This window comes from Alcaligenes pakistanensis (genome assembly GCF_014652815.1).
GTDB lineage: Bacteria > Pseudomonadota > Gammaproteobacteria > Burkholderiales > Burkholderiaceae_B > Alcaligenes > Alcaligenes pakistanensis.
The window spans coordinates 1-17,178 of the sequence record NZ_BMZN01000003.1 but is presented as its reverse complement, the minus strand read 5'-3'; the positions used below and the strand labels follow the sequence as shown (position 1 = coordinate 17,178).

Sequence of the window (17,178 nt, the reverse complement as noted above, 5' to 3'; positions counted from 1 at the left end):
TTTACGTGGCCTTGCTTGGGCGGGCCAGCAGCTTAAACAGAGTAGAAATATCCATATCTCGGTGGCCTTGCTCTGCAATCTTTGCAAATTGCTCTTGAATTAATGCAGTACCCGGAAGCAGTGCACCATTGCGCAGCGCTTCTTGCTTGACCAGATCCAAATCCTTCAGCATCCAGTTCACCGTAAAACCGGGCTGGAAGTCCCTGGCCAGCATAGTCGGACCTTTCGTTTCCATTTGCCAGCTTCGTGCTGCGCCCTTGGTTAATACCGACAAAGCCTGCTCCATATCCAAGCCGGCTCGTTCTCCAAATGCCATCGCCTCCGCCAGACCTTGTAATAGACCGACTACGGCAATCTGGTTCACCATTTTGCACAGCTGCCCCGATCCTAGGGGGCCCATCAAGGTGCAGGCCTGGGCATATGTCATCATCAGGGGACGGGCGCGCTCCATATCCTCTGCCTTGCCGCCGCACATAATGCTGAGTACTCCCTTTTGGGCACCCGCTTGTCCACCGGAAATGGGTGCATCGATAAAGGAGGCGCCCTTGCTGCTCGCCAGATCACCCAGTTCCCGCGCCACTTCTGCAGAGGCGGTAGTGTGGTCTATAAATAGTGTCCCTGCCTTCATCCCCGCCAAGGCACCGTCAGGCCCCAGGAAAATAGCTCGCAGATCATCATCATTACCCACACAGGCCATGACGATATCGGCTTGTGCGGCTGCTAGGGCTGGCGTAGCGGCCCATTCGTGTTTGAACTGCGCACTCCACTGTTCTGCTTTAGCCGGATTGCGGTTGTATACCGTCACCTGGTGGCCAGCCTGCGCCAGATGTCCCGCCATGGGGTAACCCATCACGCCCAAACCAATGAAGGCCACTTTTTGCGGGGTGGTGTGCTCATAGGGTTTAGCTTGAATCGAGGGGTTCATGCCGGGCTCTCCTTAAAGAAAATCGTGTTAGGGCGTACAGCTTAGCGCAGCTTGTCGGGCGTGATCTTTGCCCGTGCGAATAAGCGGCAAAGCGTTTGTGGCTTGACGGCGTCAGGCCCCTCATGTTCTAAACCAAACATAGATCTGTAATAAATGGGATGCATCCGTCTGGATTATGATGGGCCCACATAATTTCCTAGCTAATTAACTGGAACGTGAACCTTATGACCACTTTTGACCGTCGTCGTTTCTTGAAGCTGGCAGGTGCCACTGGACTGGCGTCTATGAGCACCTCTTTGCCATGGGCGGCATGGGCTGCAGATGCAGCTGTAATGGAAAAAGCGAAGGCTCAAGGCCAGGCTGTTTTCTACGCCAACATTACGGCGGTTGAGCCCATCATGAAGGCCCTGAAACAAGCACAGGGTATTGAGGGCAAATACACCCGTATTTCCAGCTCCAAATTTATCCCCACCATCCTGACCGAATTTAACGCGGGCAAGCTGATGGCCGATGTAGTCCAGGCTCCGCTGCCTATGCTGCAACTGCTTAAAGAGCAGGGCGTATTGATCCCCCATCAGTCCGAAGCCTTGCAAGGCTATCCGGAGTGGGCAGTTCAAGACGATTCGATTATTCAATTTGGCATTGAATATGTGTCTTATATCTATAATACGGACCACCTCAAAGCCGAGGACGCTCCGCAGCGCTACGAAGATCTGGCTGATCCCAAGTGGAAAGACAAGATCGTCATGGCCAACCCTTCCAACCACCCCTCCACAATTGGTTGGTTGATTGGTCTGAAGGAAAAGGTCTTTAGCAGCGAAGAGCAGTGGCTAGACTTCCTGAAAGGCCTGGCAGCCAACAAGCCCATGTTTGTGGCGTCCTTTGGCCCAACACCGGCCCCGATTGAAAGTGGCGAGAAGTTGATCGCTATTTCCATGCCTAAGTACATTGTGACCAAGTCGCCTGCACCATTGGCCTGGGGCCCTATGTCGGGTCAGCCTTTGCTGGGTTCCCCACGCGCAATCGCCTTGACCAAGAACGCACCGCATCCTGATGCGGCTCGCGTGTTCCTGGATTACTGGTTGGGCACTGAAGCGATGGGTATCTTGGCCAATAAAGTGGGCGAATATGTATTGGCTCCAGGGGTACATCCACCGGTTGCGGGTATTGATCAAGCCAAGGTCGAGCCGATTCGCGACCTGAGCGATGAAGAACTGGTCCGTTGGGGCCGCGAATTCAGCCGTATCTTCGCTGTTCGTTAATCGCGGAAACGATGGGTTCGTCAAGAACGGGGCGCCGCGGCGCCTCGCCTTATTTTTACTGAAAACTTTTACTCATTATGCAAATTGAAATTACCGGCCTAAGCAAGACCTATGTCTCAGAGGGCAAAACCTTCAAAGCTTTGGACAATATCAACCTGACGATTCCCGCTAATGAGTTTTTCACACTGTTAGGACCCAGCGGCTGCGGCAAAACCACGCTGCTGCGTTGCATAGTCGGTCTGGAAACACCGGACGAGGGTGAAATCCGCATCGGGGACGAGATCGTCTGGTCCAGCGCTAAAAATATCGCCGTGCCGGTGGAAAAACGTGGCCTGGGCATGGTGTTCCAGACCTACGCCATCTGGCCACATATGACGGTGTTCGACAATATCGCCTACCCCCTGCAAGTGCGTGGTGAGCGTAAAGAGGTGATCCGTGAAAAGGTCGCCAACATTCTGAAGTTTGTGCAGCTGGAAGGCGTGGATCAGCGCTCGGCCACGCGTTTGTCCGGTGGTCAGCAGCAGCGTGTCGCCCTGGCTCGGGCCTTGGTGGCAGAGCCGAAAGTCATTCTGTTTGACGAGCCGCTTAGTAATCTGGATGCCAAGCTGCGCGAAGAAACCCGCAAAGAGTTGCGCGAGTTCTTGAGCCGCCTGGACATTACCGCTGTCTACGTGACGCACGATCGGGTTGAAGCCTTGGCCTTGTCCAACTCTATTGCGGTCATGCGTGGTGGCAAGATTTTGGAGATCGGCTCCCCAGAGAAAATTTACTTTGATGCTGACCATCGCTTTGTGGCGGACTTCATTGGTCGTGCGAACCAGATCAGCGCCAAGGTGCGCGAACAGCGTGTCGATTCCACCATTGTGGAATGTGAGTTGGGTCAGCTGCATTGCAAAAAACGTGACTTGCCCGTGGGGACCGAGGTCACCCTGTGCATCCGTCCTGAATTTATTCGCGTCAGCAGCCAGTCGGGTGACGTGGGTCAGAACCTGTTCCACGGTCAAGTTCAGGCGCTGGAGTTCGTAGGTGAGTCCTACGAGGCCGAGGTTAACGTCGGTAAAGAAAAGCTCTTGGTGTGTATTGATCCGGATGTGAAGGTGAAAGAGGGCGATACCGTGCGCTTTAACCTGCACCCTGAACACTGCATGCTGTTGTCGGCATAAGGGCGGGGCATCATGAATCAAACTCGCAGACCACTTAGCTGGTCGCTTATTCTGATCGTCGGTTTTCTGACCCTGTGTCCAGTGCTAATGTTGCTGCTGGGCAGCTTTTCGCAGGGCCTGACCGCTTTTGGCTCCTTCACCACGGCCAAGTATGTGGCCGCCTATACCGATCCTTTCTTGCTGGAAGTCACCTTTAATACGGTGGTCTTCGTGCTGGGCTCGTCCCTGTTTTCTACGGCGCTGGCAGTTTTCCTGGCTTACCTGAACACCCGTACCAACATGCCCATGAAGGGTGTGTTTACGGTGCTGTCCATCGTACCCATGATGATTCCGCACTTGCTGTTTTCGGTCAGCTGGGCCTTGCTGCTCAACCCGTCCAATGGCTTGATCAATATGTTCTTGCAGGACACCCTGGGTCTGCAAGAAGCGCCGCTGAATATCTATTCGCTGTGGGGCATGATTCTGGTGGAGGGCTTGTTGAACATGCCCGTCGCCTACCTGATTATTGCTCCCGCTATGGCCTCTTTTGACGTGTCCATGGAAGAGTCCTCACGAGTATTTGGGGGCGGTTTGTGGCGTACCTTGACGCGGGTGACTCTGCCGATCTTGCGCCCTGCCATCATGGCTGCCTTCATCCTGGCCATTGTGCGTGCCTTGGCCTCCTATGCCGTTCCGCGTGTATTGGGTACGCCGGGACGGGTGGATGTGCTGGCCACCTATTTGTTCGAGATGATCTCGACCGGTTTTGCTCCGGACTATGGAAAGGCGGCGGCCTTGGGAATGAGTGTGCTGTCCGCCTCCATTGCCTTGATTGTGCTGTATCGCTACATGACCGCAGAAAGCAGCAAGTATGTGACGATCTCCAGCCGGGGCTTCAAACCCACTCAGCTGGAACTGCATCGGGCCAAAATCCCTCTGTTCATCATTGTGGGCATTATCAGTTTGCTGATGGTGGTGCTGCCCGTGGCTGTGCTGCTCTATACCTCCATGATTCCGTACTCCATGGTGCCTAGTGCGCGTGCCTTCTCCTTGATGAGTTGGGCGAACTGGATCGATGTCATACAAGATCCGATCTCCAAAGTGGCCATGAAAAACAGCCTGTTCCTGGCAGTGGTCGGAGCCAGTCTGGGTGTATTACTGTCGCTATTTGTGGCGTACGTCGTGGTTAAGCTACGAACGCGAGCGGCGGCCTTGCTAGATACCTTGAGCTTCCTGTCCTTTTCCTTCCCGGGCATTGTGATTGGTATTGGCTTTATGTGGTTCTTCGTACAAACGCCGCTCTACGCTACCTTAACGGCTTTACTGCTCGCCTATATTGCCGCCTATCTGCCTTATGGCATTCGGCCTTTGTCGGCGGCTTTCGTGCAGGTGCATGCTCACTTGGAAGAGTCCTCGGCCGTTGCCGGGGCCAGTTCCTGGACGACCATGCGCCGCATCATTATTCCTTTGCTGATTCCCGGAGTGGTGTCGGCTTGGATCTTGATGGCAACCATGTTCATCCGCGAATTGACCGTGTCCGTGGTACTGTCTCGTCCCGGTACGGAAGTGCTGGCGGTACAGGTACTGGGTTACGCCGAAGACGGGCTATGGGGCAAGCTGTCTGCACTGGGGATCATCATGATTTTGATCTCTACTGTGCTGGTACTGTTGGCCATGCATATCGGTAACTTTTACAAGCGCCGTCAAGGCACGATGTAAGGTAGATCCTGGCTGATCTCAATGGCCTGAGTTCCGGGAGGGATTCAGGCCATTGTTTTTTGTGCAGCAGGGTTTTATCTTGTCGCTGTTCATCTTGGGTCTGCTCGATGACACATGCTGCAATGGGCAGCTTCTATAGATTGAAACGTAAAAACCTATGACGCATAAATGCAAAGTGCTGGTGGTCGGTGGCGGTGTGATGGGGGCGTCGGTAGCTTGGCATCTCACTAAAGCAGGGGCTGCAGTGACTTTGATTGACTCAGGGCCTGGCAGTACTCCTAGTGCAACTGCTGCTTCTTTCGGCTGGGTAGGAGGCAGCGCCAGCACGCCATCGGATGACCCGGCAGCCTTTGCCTTGCGCTTGCACGCTCTGGACGAATTCAAACGCCTGGAGCGGGATTGGGGTTTGCTGCCAGTGACCGTGCGTGGAGCGCTGTTATGGGGAGCAACAACAGATGAGACAGCGGATTTGATCGCCGAGCATCTTGCTGCAGGCTCCAAAATTGAAAGTCTTTCAGGCCAGCAACTGCGCCAAAAAGAACCTTTGCTTGTTGCACCTCCGGACTTGGCGGCTTGGGCACCGGATGACTTTGCACTGGAACCGACTGATTTGGCTCGCTGCTTTCTTCAAGCTGCGCGGGCAGAAGGAGCCTCTGTGCTTTCGGGCACCGTGCAGGCCGTTTTGTATGCCCAGGGGCGAGCCAAGGGAGTGGAGCTGCAAGGGCAATCCATTTATGCCGATAAGGTGGTGTTGGCCAATGGCTATGGCGCCGTGGCGCTGGCTGCCGGCATCGGCGTAGACCTAGCGATTGAGCAACAGCCCGCCGTGCTGATGCGCTTTGATGCGGGTAAAAACGTGATTCAGCATTTGCTCTGCGCTCAGGATCTGGAGTTACGTCCCGGCAAAGAAGCAGGGCTGATGTCGGCCTTGGATTATCCGCAACAAGGTGAAGCTGGTTTGCAGGCTCTGGCTGATGAGACCTGCCAGGCGATTGCTCAACTGCTGCAGCTACCGGTTCCTCCCCGCTTGCATTCTATAGAGGTGGGGTTTCGTCCCATGACTCTCAGCAAGCTGCCATTGTGTGGGCCGATAGGGGCGGTAGAGGATCTGTTTGCGGTCATAGCCCACCCGGGTGTCATCCTGGCTCCCTTGCTAGGGAAACGTGCCGTGCAGGCGGTATTGGCGTCGTAGATGCTTTAACTTGGAGCAGGCTCATATTGCCTTTCTTTGATCAAGTTACTTGCACATAATGCCGGAGCAAAGAAAAAAGGCCTGATTTCGTGGAGAGACGAAACCAGGCCTTCTTGTTTTCTAGCGCCGGTTTGAAGACTCCCTAGGCTGGGAGCGAATTCAAACCGGAGAAGCAACGATGCTTTAGTCCTCTTCCACGAAGGTGGCTTCGCGTTTCTTTTTCACCGAGGGCAGGGCGACGACGACAACCAGGAAGGCCGCCAGAACCAGCAGAGACAAAGAGAGAGGACGTGTCAGGAACGTGGTGTAGTCCCCGCGGGACAGCAGCAGAGCGCGACGGAAGTTTTCTTCCATCATCGGTCCCAAGACCAGACCCAGCAGCAGCGGAGCACCTTCACAACGCAGCTTGGACCACACGTAACCCACAAAACCAAAGGCAGCAGTGACCAAAATATCAAATACGTTGTAGTTCAGCGAGTACACACCGACCGTGCAGAACACCAGAATGGCAGGGAACAGCAGGCGGTAAGGCACTTTCAGCAATTTCACCCACAGACCAACTAATGGCAGGTTCAGAATCACCAGCATCAGGTTACCGATCCACATGGAGGCAATCAGGCCCCAGAACAACTCGGGGTGGCTGGTCATCACTTGTGGGCCGGGCTGAATGTTGTGAATGGTCATCGCACCAATCATCAGAGCCGTTACCGCGTTACCTGGGATACCCAGTGTCAGCAGGGGGATAAAGGATGTCTGCGCCGCAGCGTTGTTGGCTGATTCAGGACCCGCCAGACCGGCTGGGTGACCTTTACCAAAGCGTTCCGGATTGCGGGAGATTTTCTTCTCCAGCGTGTAGGACGCGAAGGAAGACAGAACCGCACCACCGCCGGGCAGGATACCCAACACCGAACCCATGGCGGTACCACGCAGCACTGCAGGCCAGGATTCTTTGAATTCCTGCTTGTTGGGGTACAAGGAGCCTACTTTGCCGGTAATCTCGACGCGCTGGTCACCCAGTTCCAGGTTGTTCATGATTTCGGAGAAACCAAATACACCCATGGCAACCACGGCAAAGTCGATACCGTCTTGCAGTTCTGGAATGCCGAAGTCGTAACGGGCTACGCCGGAGTTCACGTCGGTGCCGACCATACCCAGCAGCAGACCCAGCAAGATCATGCAGATAGCTTTGGGCAAGGAGCCGGAGGCCAAAACAACCGCACCGACCAAGCCTAACACCATTAATGAGAAATACTCCGCGGGCCCAAACTTGAAGGCGACTTCAGCCAAGGGAGGTGCGAAGGCAGCCAACAATACGGTGGCCACACAACCGGCAAAGAAAGAACCCAGAGCAGCAATCGCCAGGGCAGCACCGGCCCGGCCATTACGTGCCATCTGGTGTCCGTCCAATACCGTTACCACCGCTGAGGTTTCCCCCGGCAAGGCGACCAGAATTGCCGTCGTAGACCCACCGTACTGAGCACCGTAATAAATACCAGCCAGCATGATCAGGCCAGCAACAGGTGGCAGCACATAAGTAATGGGCAGCAGCATGGCGATGGTTGGCACGGGGCCAATACCAGGCAAGACACCAATCAAGGTACCAAGCACACAGCCGAGCAGGGCGTAGGCCAGATTCTCGGGCGTGAACGCCACGGAGAAACCGAGCATCAGGTTGTCAAATAATTCCATGTCTGTTCACCCCCAATCAGGCCAGAAAACTTGGCCACAAGGGGAATACCAGCCCCAGGCCCTTGATGAATGCCAACCAGACAAACAGCACCAAAAACACGGCTGCGCCCAGTGCAACTGGCCAGCTGAATTCATGGCTGGCAAAGCTGCTGATCAGAACAAGCAAGAAAATAGAAATGTAGACACCCAGAGAATTGAGCGTCAGACCGCAAAGCACCACCGCGCCGATGATAACAAGGGCCACTTTCCAGTTAAACTTGTCGATCTCGGTTTTTTCCGCTTTGGCAGACATTGAGCTGAGTGTGACAACTGCCCCTAACAAGCTCTGGCATACACCCAACCAGAATGGGAAGTAGCCAGGGCCCATACGAGCAGCAGTTCCCATTGAATAGCTGGTGGCTCCAAGCGCAAATGCCGCGCCGATAACCACAAACATAATCCCGGACCAAAAGTCCTGTTTATTTTTAATTTGCATAAGGTGGATTCTCCTTGTCTGCCCTGCGCATTGGTTTTCCTTTTTCCTGTGTCAGCTTCTTTATAGTGGAGTCGTACTCCACACCCCCGATAGTGCCGACTGCATTGAACAGGGGTGACGCATGGTAATGGAGCACTTGCAGACTGGAAACCCTGACTTGGCCCTAGTTTTTAGGGGTTTTCCCGGTAATTCGGGAAATTTAGGGTTTTTTGGGAGCGTGTTGGGCGGCTAATAAGATGCTTTGAAAGAAGTTTGAAAGGTAATGGAAAGATGGGTGAAAGGTTATCATTAGTATGAAATTCCTCTACCCAGTAACCCTAGCAATGGTTTACGATAAGGCCCATGTTGCAAGATCTCGACTTTCTCGCTGACCGTATCGGTCAACTGGTAGAGCAATCTCGTCAGCTACACGCTGAACGCGCTCAATTATTAGCTCGTCTGAAAACTCAGGATGCCGAGCTGGACGCCTTGCGCCAGCAGAACCGTCTTCAGCAAGACGAGTTTGAGTCCTTATCCACCGGTGTTGCTTCACATCAGCGTCAATTGGATGTGGTTCAGCAGCAAGCACAAACTGATCAGGCAGAATTGAAAAAACTGCTGGAGCAGGAACAAGCTCAGATCGTGGCCCTGCGCCGTGAGCTCGACAGTGCGCGTGCCGGCATGGGCGTGTTGCGTGATGTGGCTGGACAGGCTCGTGACCAGATCGGTTCGATCCTGATGCGTCTACCCGGTGCGGTACAGGAGTAAATCATGGAACGAGTCGATATTTCCCTGTTGGGCCGCGATTATTCTTTGGCGTGCCCACCTTCCGAAAAAGCGCGTTTGCTTGAAGCGGTCAAATTAGTTGACCAACGCATGCAGTCCATCAAGGGGTCGGGCCGCGTTTCGGGTAACGAACGCATCGCTGTTATGGCCGCCATTCAGATCGCCAGCGAGTTTTTATCTGCTAAAGCACCTGATGGTCCACTGGCTAATGTTGCTTTTGGCGATTTCAAGCGTAAAATTGAAGACATGCACGCAATGATTGACGATGTCATAGAGCCTTCAGGCACATCGCGTTAAACCAAATTTGAAAGCAGCCCTGCGTTTTTCCTCATAGGCTGCCTTCATCCCAGTAAGTCCCTGCCGTGTTCGTGACACGACCATACATTCCTTGAACCAATGCTTTTGGCATACAGGTTGTTGGATTGGCCAATAGGAGCGATCGTCCTTCGCGGCGAACCCGAAGCTGGCCTGATGACAACCGATCTTGGACCTTCGGTTCCAGGATGCCGGTCTTGACGGCAATGGTGGGGCACCTACAAAAAAGCCCGTCCAGAAATGGACGGGCTTTTTACTTTCTTCTTATCCTTAGCTATTATTTTTGGCCCTCTGGCTGACAAAGGCAAACAGAGCCAAGCCACCAATAATCATGGGCAGCGACAGCCATTGGCCCATCGACAAGCCTGCACTGAGCAGACCCAGATAACCGTCAGGCTCACGGGTGTATTCCACCATGAAGCGGAAAAAGCCGTAGCCAATCAGAAACAAGGCACTGGTCTGGCCCACGATGCGCGGACGACGGGTGAACCACCACAGCAAGATAAATAAGGCGATACCTTCCAGCGCCATCTCATAGAGTTGCGATGGGTGACGCGGGGTTGCATCCACTTGCGGGAACACCATGGCCCAAGGCACATCACTAGGGCGGCCCCACAACTCACCATTGATGAAATTGCCCAGGCGGCCGACAGCCAGCCCCAGTGGAATCAAAGGTGCCAGAAAGTCGCTGACTTCCAGAAAGCGTCGTTGGCGGTTACGGGCAAACAGGGCAATCGTAGCCAGTACACCGATCAGACCGCCATGAAAGGACATGCCGCCTTGCCAGACATACAGAATTTCCAGCGGGTGCGACAAGTAGTAGGCGGGTTGATAAAACAGGGTGTAGCCCAGACGCCCACCCGCTACTACGCCCAGGACGCAATAAAAGATCAGGTCTTCCAGGTCTTTGCGAGTCAGCAAGGAGTAACCTGCGCGAATGCGCGCTGTACCTGCTAGCCATACCAGGCCAAAGCCGACCAAATACATCAAGCCATACCAATGAATGGCAAGGGGGCCAATTTGTATGGCGACAGGATCAAACTGCGGGTGAATTAACATGCGTGCCCATTACAGAGATGATTATCAGATAATAGCGTGACTGCGAGCCCAGGCTAGGGCTGGGTAAATTGTAAGGGAAGGATCATGCTGTATTCAGTCTCTTGGGCCAGCCATTTACCATTAGTAGTTTTTTGTGGGCTGATGATCTTTAATCCAGCGGCAAAGGCTGATACGGTAGCGGTGATGGACATTGTGCAGGCGCAGTGCTTGTCCTGCCATCAGATGGATCGTAAACGGGTGGGACCTCCGTTCCGGGAGATTGCCCAACGCTATGCGCAAGGTCCGGCGCAGGAAACCCTGACGTATTTGCAGAGACAGATTCAACAGGGCAGCCGGGGCAATTGGGGAGCGATTCCCATGCCCGCTCAAAACCGGATCAGCGTCCAGCAAGCGCAAGCTATTGCAGCTTGGTTGTTGAGTCTAGCCAATTCGTCAACAAAGGAGATTTCATGAAGGAAACAGCCATATTAGGTGGCGGATGTTTTTGGTGCACCGAAGGTATTTTCAAAGCCTTGCAAGGCGTGCAATCGGTGGTGCCGGGATACTGTGGCGGCCACGTTGAGCACCCTACCTACGAGCAGGTGTGCGGCAAGCAGACCGGCCATATTGAAGTGGTCAAGGTGGAGTTCGACCCCTCCGTCATTTCCTACCGGGATTTGCTGGAAGTTTTTTTCCTGACCCACGACCCTACCACGCCAGATCGACAGGGTGCCGACCAAGGTCCGCAATATGCTTCCGCCATTTTTTGTCAGAACGAGGAGCAGCGTCGTCAGGCTTTTGAGGTGATTGAAGAAATTAAACCGCAGTTCGATGCGCCCATCGTGACGCATGTACTCGACAGCCCCACGTTCTGGGAAGCTGAGGATTATCACCACGACTATTTTGCGCTTCATCCCGAGCAGGCTTATTGCCAGATGGTTATTGCGCCCAAGCTCAAGAAGTTTTATCAGCGTTTTCAGGATTTACTGATTAAAGGTGCTTGAGCTACCTTTAAGAATGCGGGGTAGGGGCAAGGTAGCGTCTATACAGGACGCTACCTGGTAATGTCAGCCGTGCCATCAGGCCAATAATCAGTAAGGTCAGGACAACTCGGCCCACCAGAGCTACCCAGATGTTGGCACCCAGAGCCAGAATAAGAATGGTGTCTTCAATCAGGGAATGGCTCAAGGATAGCCAGGATAAAGCCAGAAGACGTGTTCGGGGGCTGTAATTCTGTTGGCGGGACTCATCAATAATCAAGGCGCCGCCATAGCTCAGGCCCAGCAACACCCCGATGGTAGTTGTGGGGGCGACGCGCTCTTCTAGCCCTGAAAACCGCAGTAGGGGCAGTAATAAACGGGTCAGCAACCGGGTGAAACCTATCTTGTCCAGCACGGACAGAATCAGCAGCAAGCCCAGGATAATGAGCCAAGTCATTAGTAAGGAGCTGGCCGTGCCCCAAAACCAATCTACCCAACCCTGCCAGCCACCTTGTGTGGCATTGGACTGGCCGTACAGCCAGGCCAGTGAAACAGGTTCCTGTAAAAGGCCGGCGCTGCTCAGTCCCCAGGCCAGCAGGCCGCCGTAGAGCAAGGCACAAATAATGCGTAGTGCTGCTGTAAACCAGAAGCTGGCGCCAGCCCGACGCACAATGGCTTGCTCCATGGGCATATTGTGCGCAAATAGCATCATGGTGCCCAATACGCTGATTTGGGCAGCGTTAAGACTCAGGCTGTCGCCCAAGGAGGCCATTGAGCCTATACCTGCATAAATACCAGCCAAAGCGGTGGTTGCCCAGACAATGCCAGCTTCGGCAGGTAGCCCGACCAAGGCCATGATGGGGCCAATCCATTTTCCAGCCTGCTCAATCAAACCTAGCTGCGCAGCAATACGCACCACAATCATGATCGGGATCATGATGCGCGCAACGGTATAGAACATGCGCAGGCTGCGGATAAAGGTGGTGCGTAGGAAATTCAGCATGAGAGCAGGATGTTGGGAAATGTGACTGATGCTAGCACGGCAAGCAAGCTTTGGTCCTTATCCAACTGACGTGTAGGTGTGTGGCTGCTAGTGTGCCGTTATGGGCAACGTGGAATTTGCACTAAGCCAAGAAAATGCCCCTGATATAGGAACTTTGCGTAGCAAGCCAATGTTGCTAGACAAGGTTTTCTGAATCAGGGGCGTTTCAGGTCAAACAGGCTAGGGTTTATCGGCCCGAGCAGTGGCCGCCACTGGCAGCTTGTCCGCTACCCCAGGCAATGGGGGCGGGTTCTGGACGGTAGGGGTAGTCTTGCAGGCTGTCCATCACCACTAATAAGACAACGATCAGCCAGAAGGTACTGGTTATAAGGCGGAAAGTAGTTTTGCTCATGCTTGCGCGACTCAAGGGTTAACGCGGCGACGAATGCGCACGCCTATGATGGACCCGGCAAAGGCCAGTGCAAACCAGACCCAGCCGTGTATGCTGGCCGAGGCAATGCCCCCCAGAAATGCACCCACATTGCATCCAAAGGCCATGCGAGCACTGTAGCCCATGACCAAGCCTGCAATTGCGCCTACCCACAAGGTGCGCGAATTGGGCGATTTGAAGTTGGCAGGGTGGTTCCAGCGAGAAGCCGCCATAGCCCCCAGGATCAAACCAAAGTTGGTAACCGAGGTGACGTCAGCCAGCACAGGTTCAGCCAGACGTTGGGCATGGGGAGCCACGCCCCAGAATGCGTCCCCAACCGGGGACCAGCCCAAGGCTGAAAATACTTTTGCGCCCCAAAGACCAATACCGTAAACGATACCCCAGGGTTGCCCGGCGACCACCATGTGAATGGCGTATAGGACAGCCAACAGCAAGGCGCCCATCCACCAGCGCATTTCCCATTTGGCGGGGGAGCTGCTGTGTGTTTTTTGATGGCGTCGTGCGCCTCGGCCTACAAACCAGGATACGGCGGCGCAGCCCAATACGGTGATCAGTAGGGCGGTGGGCCAGCCCAATGAGACGGTCAGGTCAATGGCGGGTAAGCCTCCCAAGGCAATCCAGCCGGGTTGATGCGATGCGCCTAGAAAACTGCCAATGGCAAAGGTAGGTAATACGGCAAAGGAGATTGGAGCACCTGCGCCTGCTTTATATAAGGTGCCGGAGCCGCAGCCGTCAGCCAGTTGCATGGCGGCCCCAAACAGGAAGGCACCTAGCACGAGGCTGATGGTCAATGGCGCAATGGCACCTACCAGCTCACCACCGCTATCTGCGATCAGGGGGAGGGTGAAAGCGGCGGCCAATACCAGCAAGAGCATTTGTGCCCAGATCCCTTGGGGATCACGGCGCTCGATATAGTTGCGCCAGCCAGTGGTGAAGCCAAAACGGGCTCCTTGCAGCACGGCGCCAAAGCCTATCCCTAATAGGGTCAGCAGACCTTGGCGCAAACCGCCTACCAGCGTGACCCCGATGATCAGGGCCAGGCTGGCCAGGATAAAGCCCAGTCTAGTTAGAAGAAGCATGATCGGATACCAACTATTTAATTAAGAGCGCGCTTGGCATCAAGTTTCAGGACTTCAAAGCGGGATGGCTGGTTGTCCATGGGCAGGTTGCTGCGGCTCCATTCCACGACGGACTCGGGGTAGAGCTTCACATCGGGGTTGCCGGCCAACTCCGAGAGTACAAACCAGTTGGTGGCAGCCCAGTGTCCGGTATTGCAGAACGAGACGGTGGGTTTGTTATCCAGACCCTGCTCTTGGACGATTTTAATAATTTCGCCTGTGTCTTTCAGTACGGGTTTATCACTGCGAAAGAAGCTGTTGAAGTCCAGTTCACGAGCGCCGGGCAAGGTGCCGTAGCGTGCAGCGGCATCAACGCGCTTTTCGCCTTTGAAAAATTCGCTAGGGCGGGCATCCAGTAAGACGGGGGCTTGTCCGTTCTTGATGTAGTCAGCCACTTCTTGTGTGCTGACGACCATATCTTTGCGGTACTGGTAGCTGAATTCGGTGGGACTTACTGCTGGCGTGTCTTTGCTAAGGGGGTTGCCTTCTGCTTCCCAGGCTTGCAGGCCGCCGTCCAGAATCGACAACTGTGTCAGGCCGCCAGCTTTCAGTGTCCAGTACACGCGTGCGGCAGCACCAAAGTCGGTGGGGTTCGCGCCTGCGTAGGTGACGACTACGTAGCTGTCTTTGGAAATGCCGGCTTTGCTGAATAGGGCGGACAGTTCGTCTTCCGAGCGTAAGGCTCCCGCGTTATCTGCTGGTCCGCGATAGGCGCCGTATGGGGTGTGGACAGCACCGGGAACGTGGCCAGCTGCATATTCTTTGTCTGTGCGGATGTCCAGAATTCGCAGATTGCTTTGATCCAGTTGGGTTGCCAGGTCGGCGGCCGAGATCAAGGCTGTTGGCTTGGCGGCAGTTTCGGGTGTACTTGGTTCTGCGGAGACAGACGGCGCTATTACCGTGCTGAATGCAAATGCCAGGGAGATGAGGATAGGTTTGATCATTATTACTCTCTTGAGTAAGCAGCGGCCTGCTTAGAGGATTAAGTGCATAAGGAATGGTAATGAACGCGGCTACAGAAAATAACAATGAATTGGGGATTAGCTTATTGCTTGAGGGTGTAAAGGCGGCGGGATGGAAGGGAAATGGGGAGGATAAGGTTTGGGGAGTGGGGAGTGGGGAGTGGGGAGTAGGGAGTAGGGAGTAGGGAGTAGGGAGTAGGGAGTAGGGAGTAGGGAGTAGCAGGGCTGGAGGCTGTGCGGTGCTCGGCTGTTTCAGATCTCGGTGGTTTGGGGTTTCCTCTCTTTTTGGGTGTTGTTGAAATGGTTCGATGCGAACTTTCCTCTGTCTTAGCCCATGGAGATGGGCAGCTATATAAATAGGGCTCCCTTAGTTAGGGGGCGGTTCGTTTGCAACCGCCTTCTCTATATATAGAGTGGGAGTCTTTGAGGTGACATGGACTTTAACCAGGAGAACTGGCAATGGGCCGTAAGTCGGGTGGCTCATTCGCAAAGCCTGGATGATCGCACCCATATCCTGTCTGTCTCTGTCTCTGTCTCTGTCTCTGTCTCTGTCTCTGTCTCTGTCTCTGTCTCTGTCTCTGTCTCTGTCTCTGTCTCTGTCTCTGCCCGTATTTGTGATTGATGCGCCTACTGCCTAGTTAGTGCTCTTATATAGAGCCTCGATGTAGATGGTTTTTATATAGAGAGGAGGATGGGAGCGGGAACACTAGGTCTCTTATATATAGGAGATAAGCTCTCTCTATATAGATAGGACGATTGCTTCAGACCTACTTTATGTAGGTCGCCACTCAGAGCCCTGGTACAGGGAGCCCGGGCGGACTGTTTGCCGACGCTGCGCGTCGGTGCCCTTGTCAGAGCTACGATCGGGGCGCAGTCTGAACTCGCCCAGTGATTGGTCCCCCGGACCAATCACAAACGTTGGGCTCAAACAGCAGACTGCTTGCATCCCCGATCGCAGCTCTGACTGCCGCAAACAGTCTGACTCGCCCCGGCTCCCTGTGCCAGGGCTCCGAGTGGCTGGCAGGCCCTCATGAGGAAGGGTTTGGTAGGCTTGCTTGCGCTGCCTCTATATATAGAGTGGTTTGAAGTGGCAGGTTTGTAGCCCTGGTTCGGCAAGCAAGCAAGCAAGCAAGCAAGCAAGCAAGCAAGCAAGCAAGCAAGCAAGCAAGCAAGCAAGCAAGCAAGCAAGCAAGCAAGCAAGCAAGGTCTGACTACAAGTGGGTTGGTTTAGCCTCTCTATCTATATAGGAGGTCAGCTCGTCAGGGATATAAGGTATGGCCAACGGTCTTTTTGCACCAGAAATCAAGGTTTTGGGCCATGTTCTAGCGATTAGGAGCTAAGTTTTCTCTACAGGCAGAAAAATGTCGACGTCACAGTCAAAATTATTTTCCTGAGTGTTCTCTATAGTTATCAATGAGCTATGTGTTTTTGCTGGTGGCCTTCTCATCAAATAGTAAGAAAAATGACAAAGAAGGCTTGCAAGCCGCGAATTCATCGTGCTATAGTTCTTTTCTCGCTGCAGCACAGACAGGGTTTACCCCGAAGCGCTACAGAGAGCAGTTAGACAAGAATCACCGCTTTGGCCAGAAGGCCCGCACCGATACTTAGATAGCTGGCCAGGTAACTGGCAGGGTGAAAACCCGGAGCTTGACAGATCTCAAAATTCTGTGTTAAAGTTCTAGGTTCTCCCTAAGAGAACGCAACGTTAAGTTTTTAAGTGTTTGAAAAGACTTTTGAAAATTTACCCTTGTTTGTGAAGTTGGATGGTTAGCCTCACGGTTGATTGTTCATCAGGTAGGACAGAGCGAAAGTTCTGGTTTGAGCGTGACGAGTTAGACGGTGTTAAAACTTTCTAGCTTCTTCAAAAAAAACGCTTGACACGCCGCCTGATCTGCTTCATAATCTCGTTTCTCTGCTGCTAACACAGCGAAGTTTGAAGCGCTCAGCGCGACGAGCTAACCGGGTTAGTAAGTGGAACGACAGGCAACTGTCACTGCTCTTTAACAATTAACAGCCGATAAGTGTGGGCGCTTGGGATGAGCGAGTCGAACCCTTCGGGGATCGCCACAAGTTTGTATCAAGTGCTCACAAACGAAGAATGAAGATTTACCTTGTGTAAACTCTGAATTTTTCTTTGAGACACAATCGGTCTCGTCGCAAGA

General features: G+C 53.8%; 16 protein-coding genes and 1 other RNA gene. 9 read left to right on the top strand and 8 right to left on the bottom strand.

Annotated features, from left to right (window positions below; translation table 11 throughout):
• Position 1: 1 nt before the first annotated feature.
• On the bottom strand, positions 2–925 hold the full coding sequence (locus tag IE156_RS09380; RefSeq protein WP_189392284.1) for an NAD(P)-dependent oxidoreductase: 924 nt from the start codon (positions 923–925) through the stop codon (positions 2–4).
• A 224-nt stretch (positions 926–1,149) separates the two neighbouring features.
• Between IE156_RS09380 and IE156_RS09375 the strand changes: the two genes are divergently transcribed.
• From IE156_RS09375 to IE156_RS09360, 4 genes are all read left to right on the top strand, one after another.
• On the top strand, positions 1,150–2,187 hold the full coding sequence (locus IE156_RS09375; RefSeq protein WP_189392283.1) for an ABC transporter substrate-binding protein: 1,038 nt from the start codon (positions 1,150–1,152) through the stop codon (positions 2,185–2,187).
• A gap of 77 nt (positions 2,188–2,264) precedes the next feature.
• A complete protein-coding gene (locus tag IE156_RS09370) occupies positions 2,265–3,350 on the top strand; it encodes an ABC transporter ATP-binding protein (protein WP_189392282.1) in 1,086 nt (361 codons plus the stop codon).
• A gap of 12 nt (positions 3,351–3,362) precedes the next feature.
• The gene (locus IE156_RS09365) at positions 3,363–5,048 is read left to right on the top strand and encodes an ABC transporter permease (RefSeq protein ID WP_189392281.1); all 1,686 of its coding nucleotides are present in this window, start codon (positions 3,363–3,365) and stop codon (positions 5,046–5,048) included.
• Positions 5,049–5,205: 157 nt separating this feature from the next.
• On the top strand, positions 5,206–6,240 hold the full coding sequence (locus tag IE156_RS09360) for an NAD(P)/FAD-dependent oxidoreductase (RefSeq protein ID WP_189392280.1): 1,035 nt from the start codon (positions 5,206–5,208) through the stop codon (positions 6,238–6,240).
• 183 nt (positions 6,241–6,423) lie between these two features.
• On the opposite strand, the gene IE156_RS09355 is transcribed toward IE156_RS09360, so the two are convergent.
• The gene (locus IE156_RS09355) at positions 6,424–7,929 is read right to left on the bottom strand and encodes a tripartite tricarboxylate transporter permease (RefSeq protein ID WP_189392279.1); all 1,506 of its coding nucleotides are present in this window, start codon (positions 7,927–7,929) and stop codon (positions 6,424–6,426) included.
• A 16-nt stretch (positions 7,930–7,945) separates the two neighbouring features.
• Entirely contained in the window at positions 7,946–8,404 is a 459-nt protein-coding gene (locus IE156_RS09350) for a tripartite tricarboxylate transporter TctB family protein (RefSeq protein ID WP_189392278.1), read from the bottom strand.
• A 342-nt stretch (positions 8,405–8,746) separates the two neighbouring features.
• On the opposite strand from IE156_RS09350, the gene IE156_RS09345 reads away from it, so the two are divergent.
• The 3 genes from IE156_RS09345 to ssrS all read left to right on the top strand — a co-directional run bounded on the left by IE156_RS09345 (position 8,747) and on the right by ssrS (position 9,704).
• On the top strand, positions 8,747–9,151 hold the full coding sequence (locus IE156_RS09345) for a hypothetical protein (protein WP_189392277.1): 405 nt from the start codon (positions 8,747–8,749) through the stop codon (positions 9,149–9,151).
• Positions 9,152–9,154: 3 nt separating this feature from the next.
• Positions 9,155–9,466 carry a cell division protein ZapA gene (locus IE156_RS09340; RefSeq protein WP_042489348.1) on the top strand — a complete coding sequence of 104 codons (312 nt, stop codon included), beginning with the start codon at positions 9,155–9,157 and terminating at the stop codon, positions 9,464–9,466.
• Positions 9,467–9,520: 54 nt separating this feature from the next.
• Positions 9,521–9,704, top strand: a non-coding RNA gene (ssrS, locus tag IE156_RS09335) — 6S RNA.
• 50 nt (positions 9,705–9,754) lie between these two features.
• On the opposite strand, the gene lgt is transcribed toward ssrS, so the two are convergent.
• Positions 9,755–10,543, bottom strand: coding sequence for a prolipoprotein diacylglyceryl transferase (gene lgt, locus IE156_RS09330; protein WP_189392276.1), 789 nt, complete (start codon positions 10,541–10,543; stop codon positions 9,755–9,757).
• A gap of 84 nt (positions 10,544–10,627) precedes the next feature.
• Here lgt and IE156_RS09325 point away from each other — a divergent pair, with 84 nt between their 5' ends.
• Positions 10,628–10,996, top strand: a complete 369-nt coding sequence (locus IE156_RS09325; protein ID WP_229841185.1) for a c-type cytochrome — start codon at positions 10,628–10,630, stop codon at positions 10,994–10,996.
• Entirely contained in the window at positions 10,993–11,526 is a 534-nt protein-coding gene (msrA, locus tag IE156_RS09320) for a peptide-methionine (S)-S-oxide reductase MsrA (protein WP_189392275.1), read from the top strand. Before IE156_RS09325 ends, msrA begins: the two co-directional genes overlap by 4 nt.
• Positions 11,527–11,533: 7 nt before the next feature.
• Here msrA and IE156_RS09315 read toward each other — a convergent pair whose 3' ends face one another.
• The 4 genes from IE156_RS09315 to IE156_RS09300 all read right to left on the bottom strand — a co-directional run bounded on the left by IE156_RS09315 (position 11,534) and on the right by IE156_RS09300 (position 14,997).
• Positions 11,534–12,505 (bottom strand): nucleoside recognition domain-containing protein, encoded by a 972-nt coding sequence (locus IE156_RS09315; protein ID WP_189392274.1) that lies wholly within the window; start codon positions 12,503–12,505, stop codon positions 11,534–11,536.
• A gap of 226 nt (positions 12,506–12,731) precedes the next feature.
• A complete protein-coding gene (locus IE156_RS09310; protein ID WP_189392273.1) occupies positions 12,732–12,896 on the bottom strand; it encodes a hypothetical protein in 165 nt (54 codons plus the stop codon).
• An 11-nt stretch (positions 12,897–12,907) separates the two neighbouring features.
• Complete coding sequence (locus IE156_RS09305) at positions 12,908–14,014, bottom strand: YeeE/YedE family protein (protein WP_189392272.1); 1,107 nt, start codon at positions 14,012–14,014, stop codon at positions 12,908–12,910.
• 17 nt (positions 14,015–14,031) lie between these two features.
• Complete coding sequence (locus tag IE156_RS09300; RefSeq protein ID WP_189392271.1) at positions 14,032–14,997, bottom strand: sulfurtransferase; 966 nt, start codon at positions 14,995–14,997, stop codon at positions 14,032–14,034.
• Between the last annotated feature and the right edge of the window lie 2,181 nt (positions 14,998–17,178).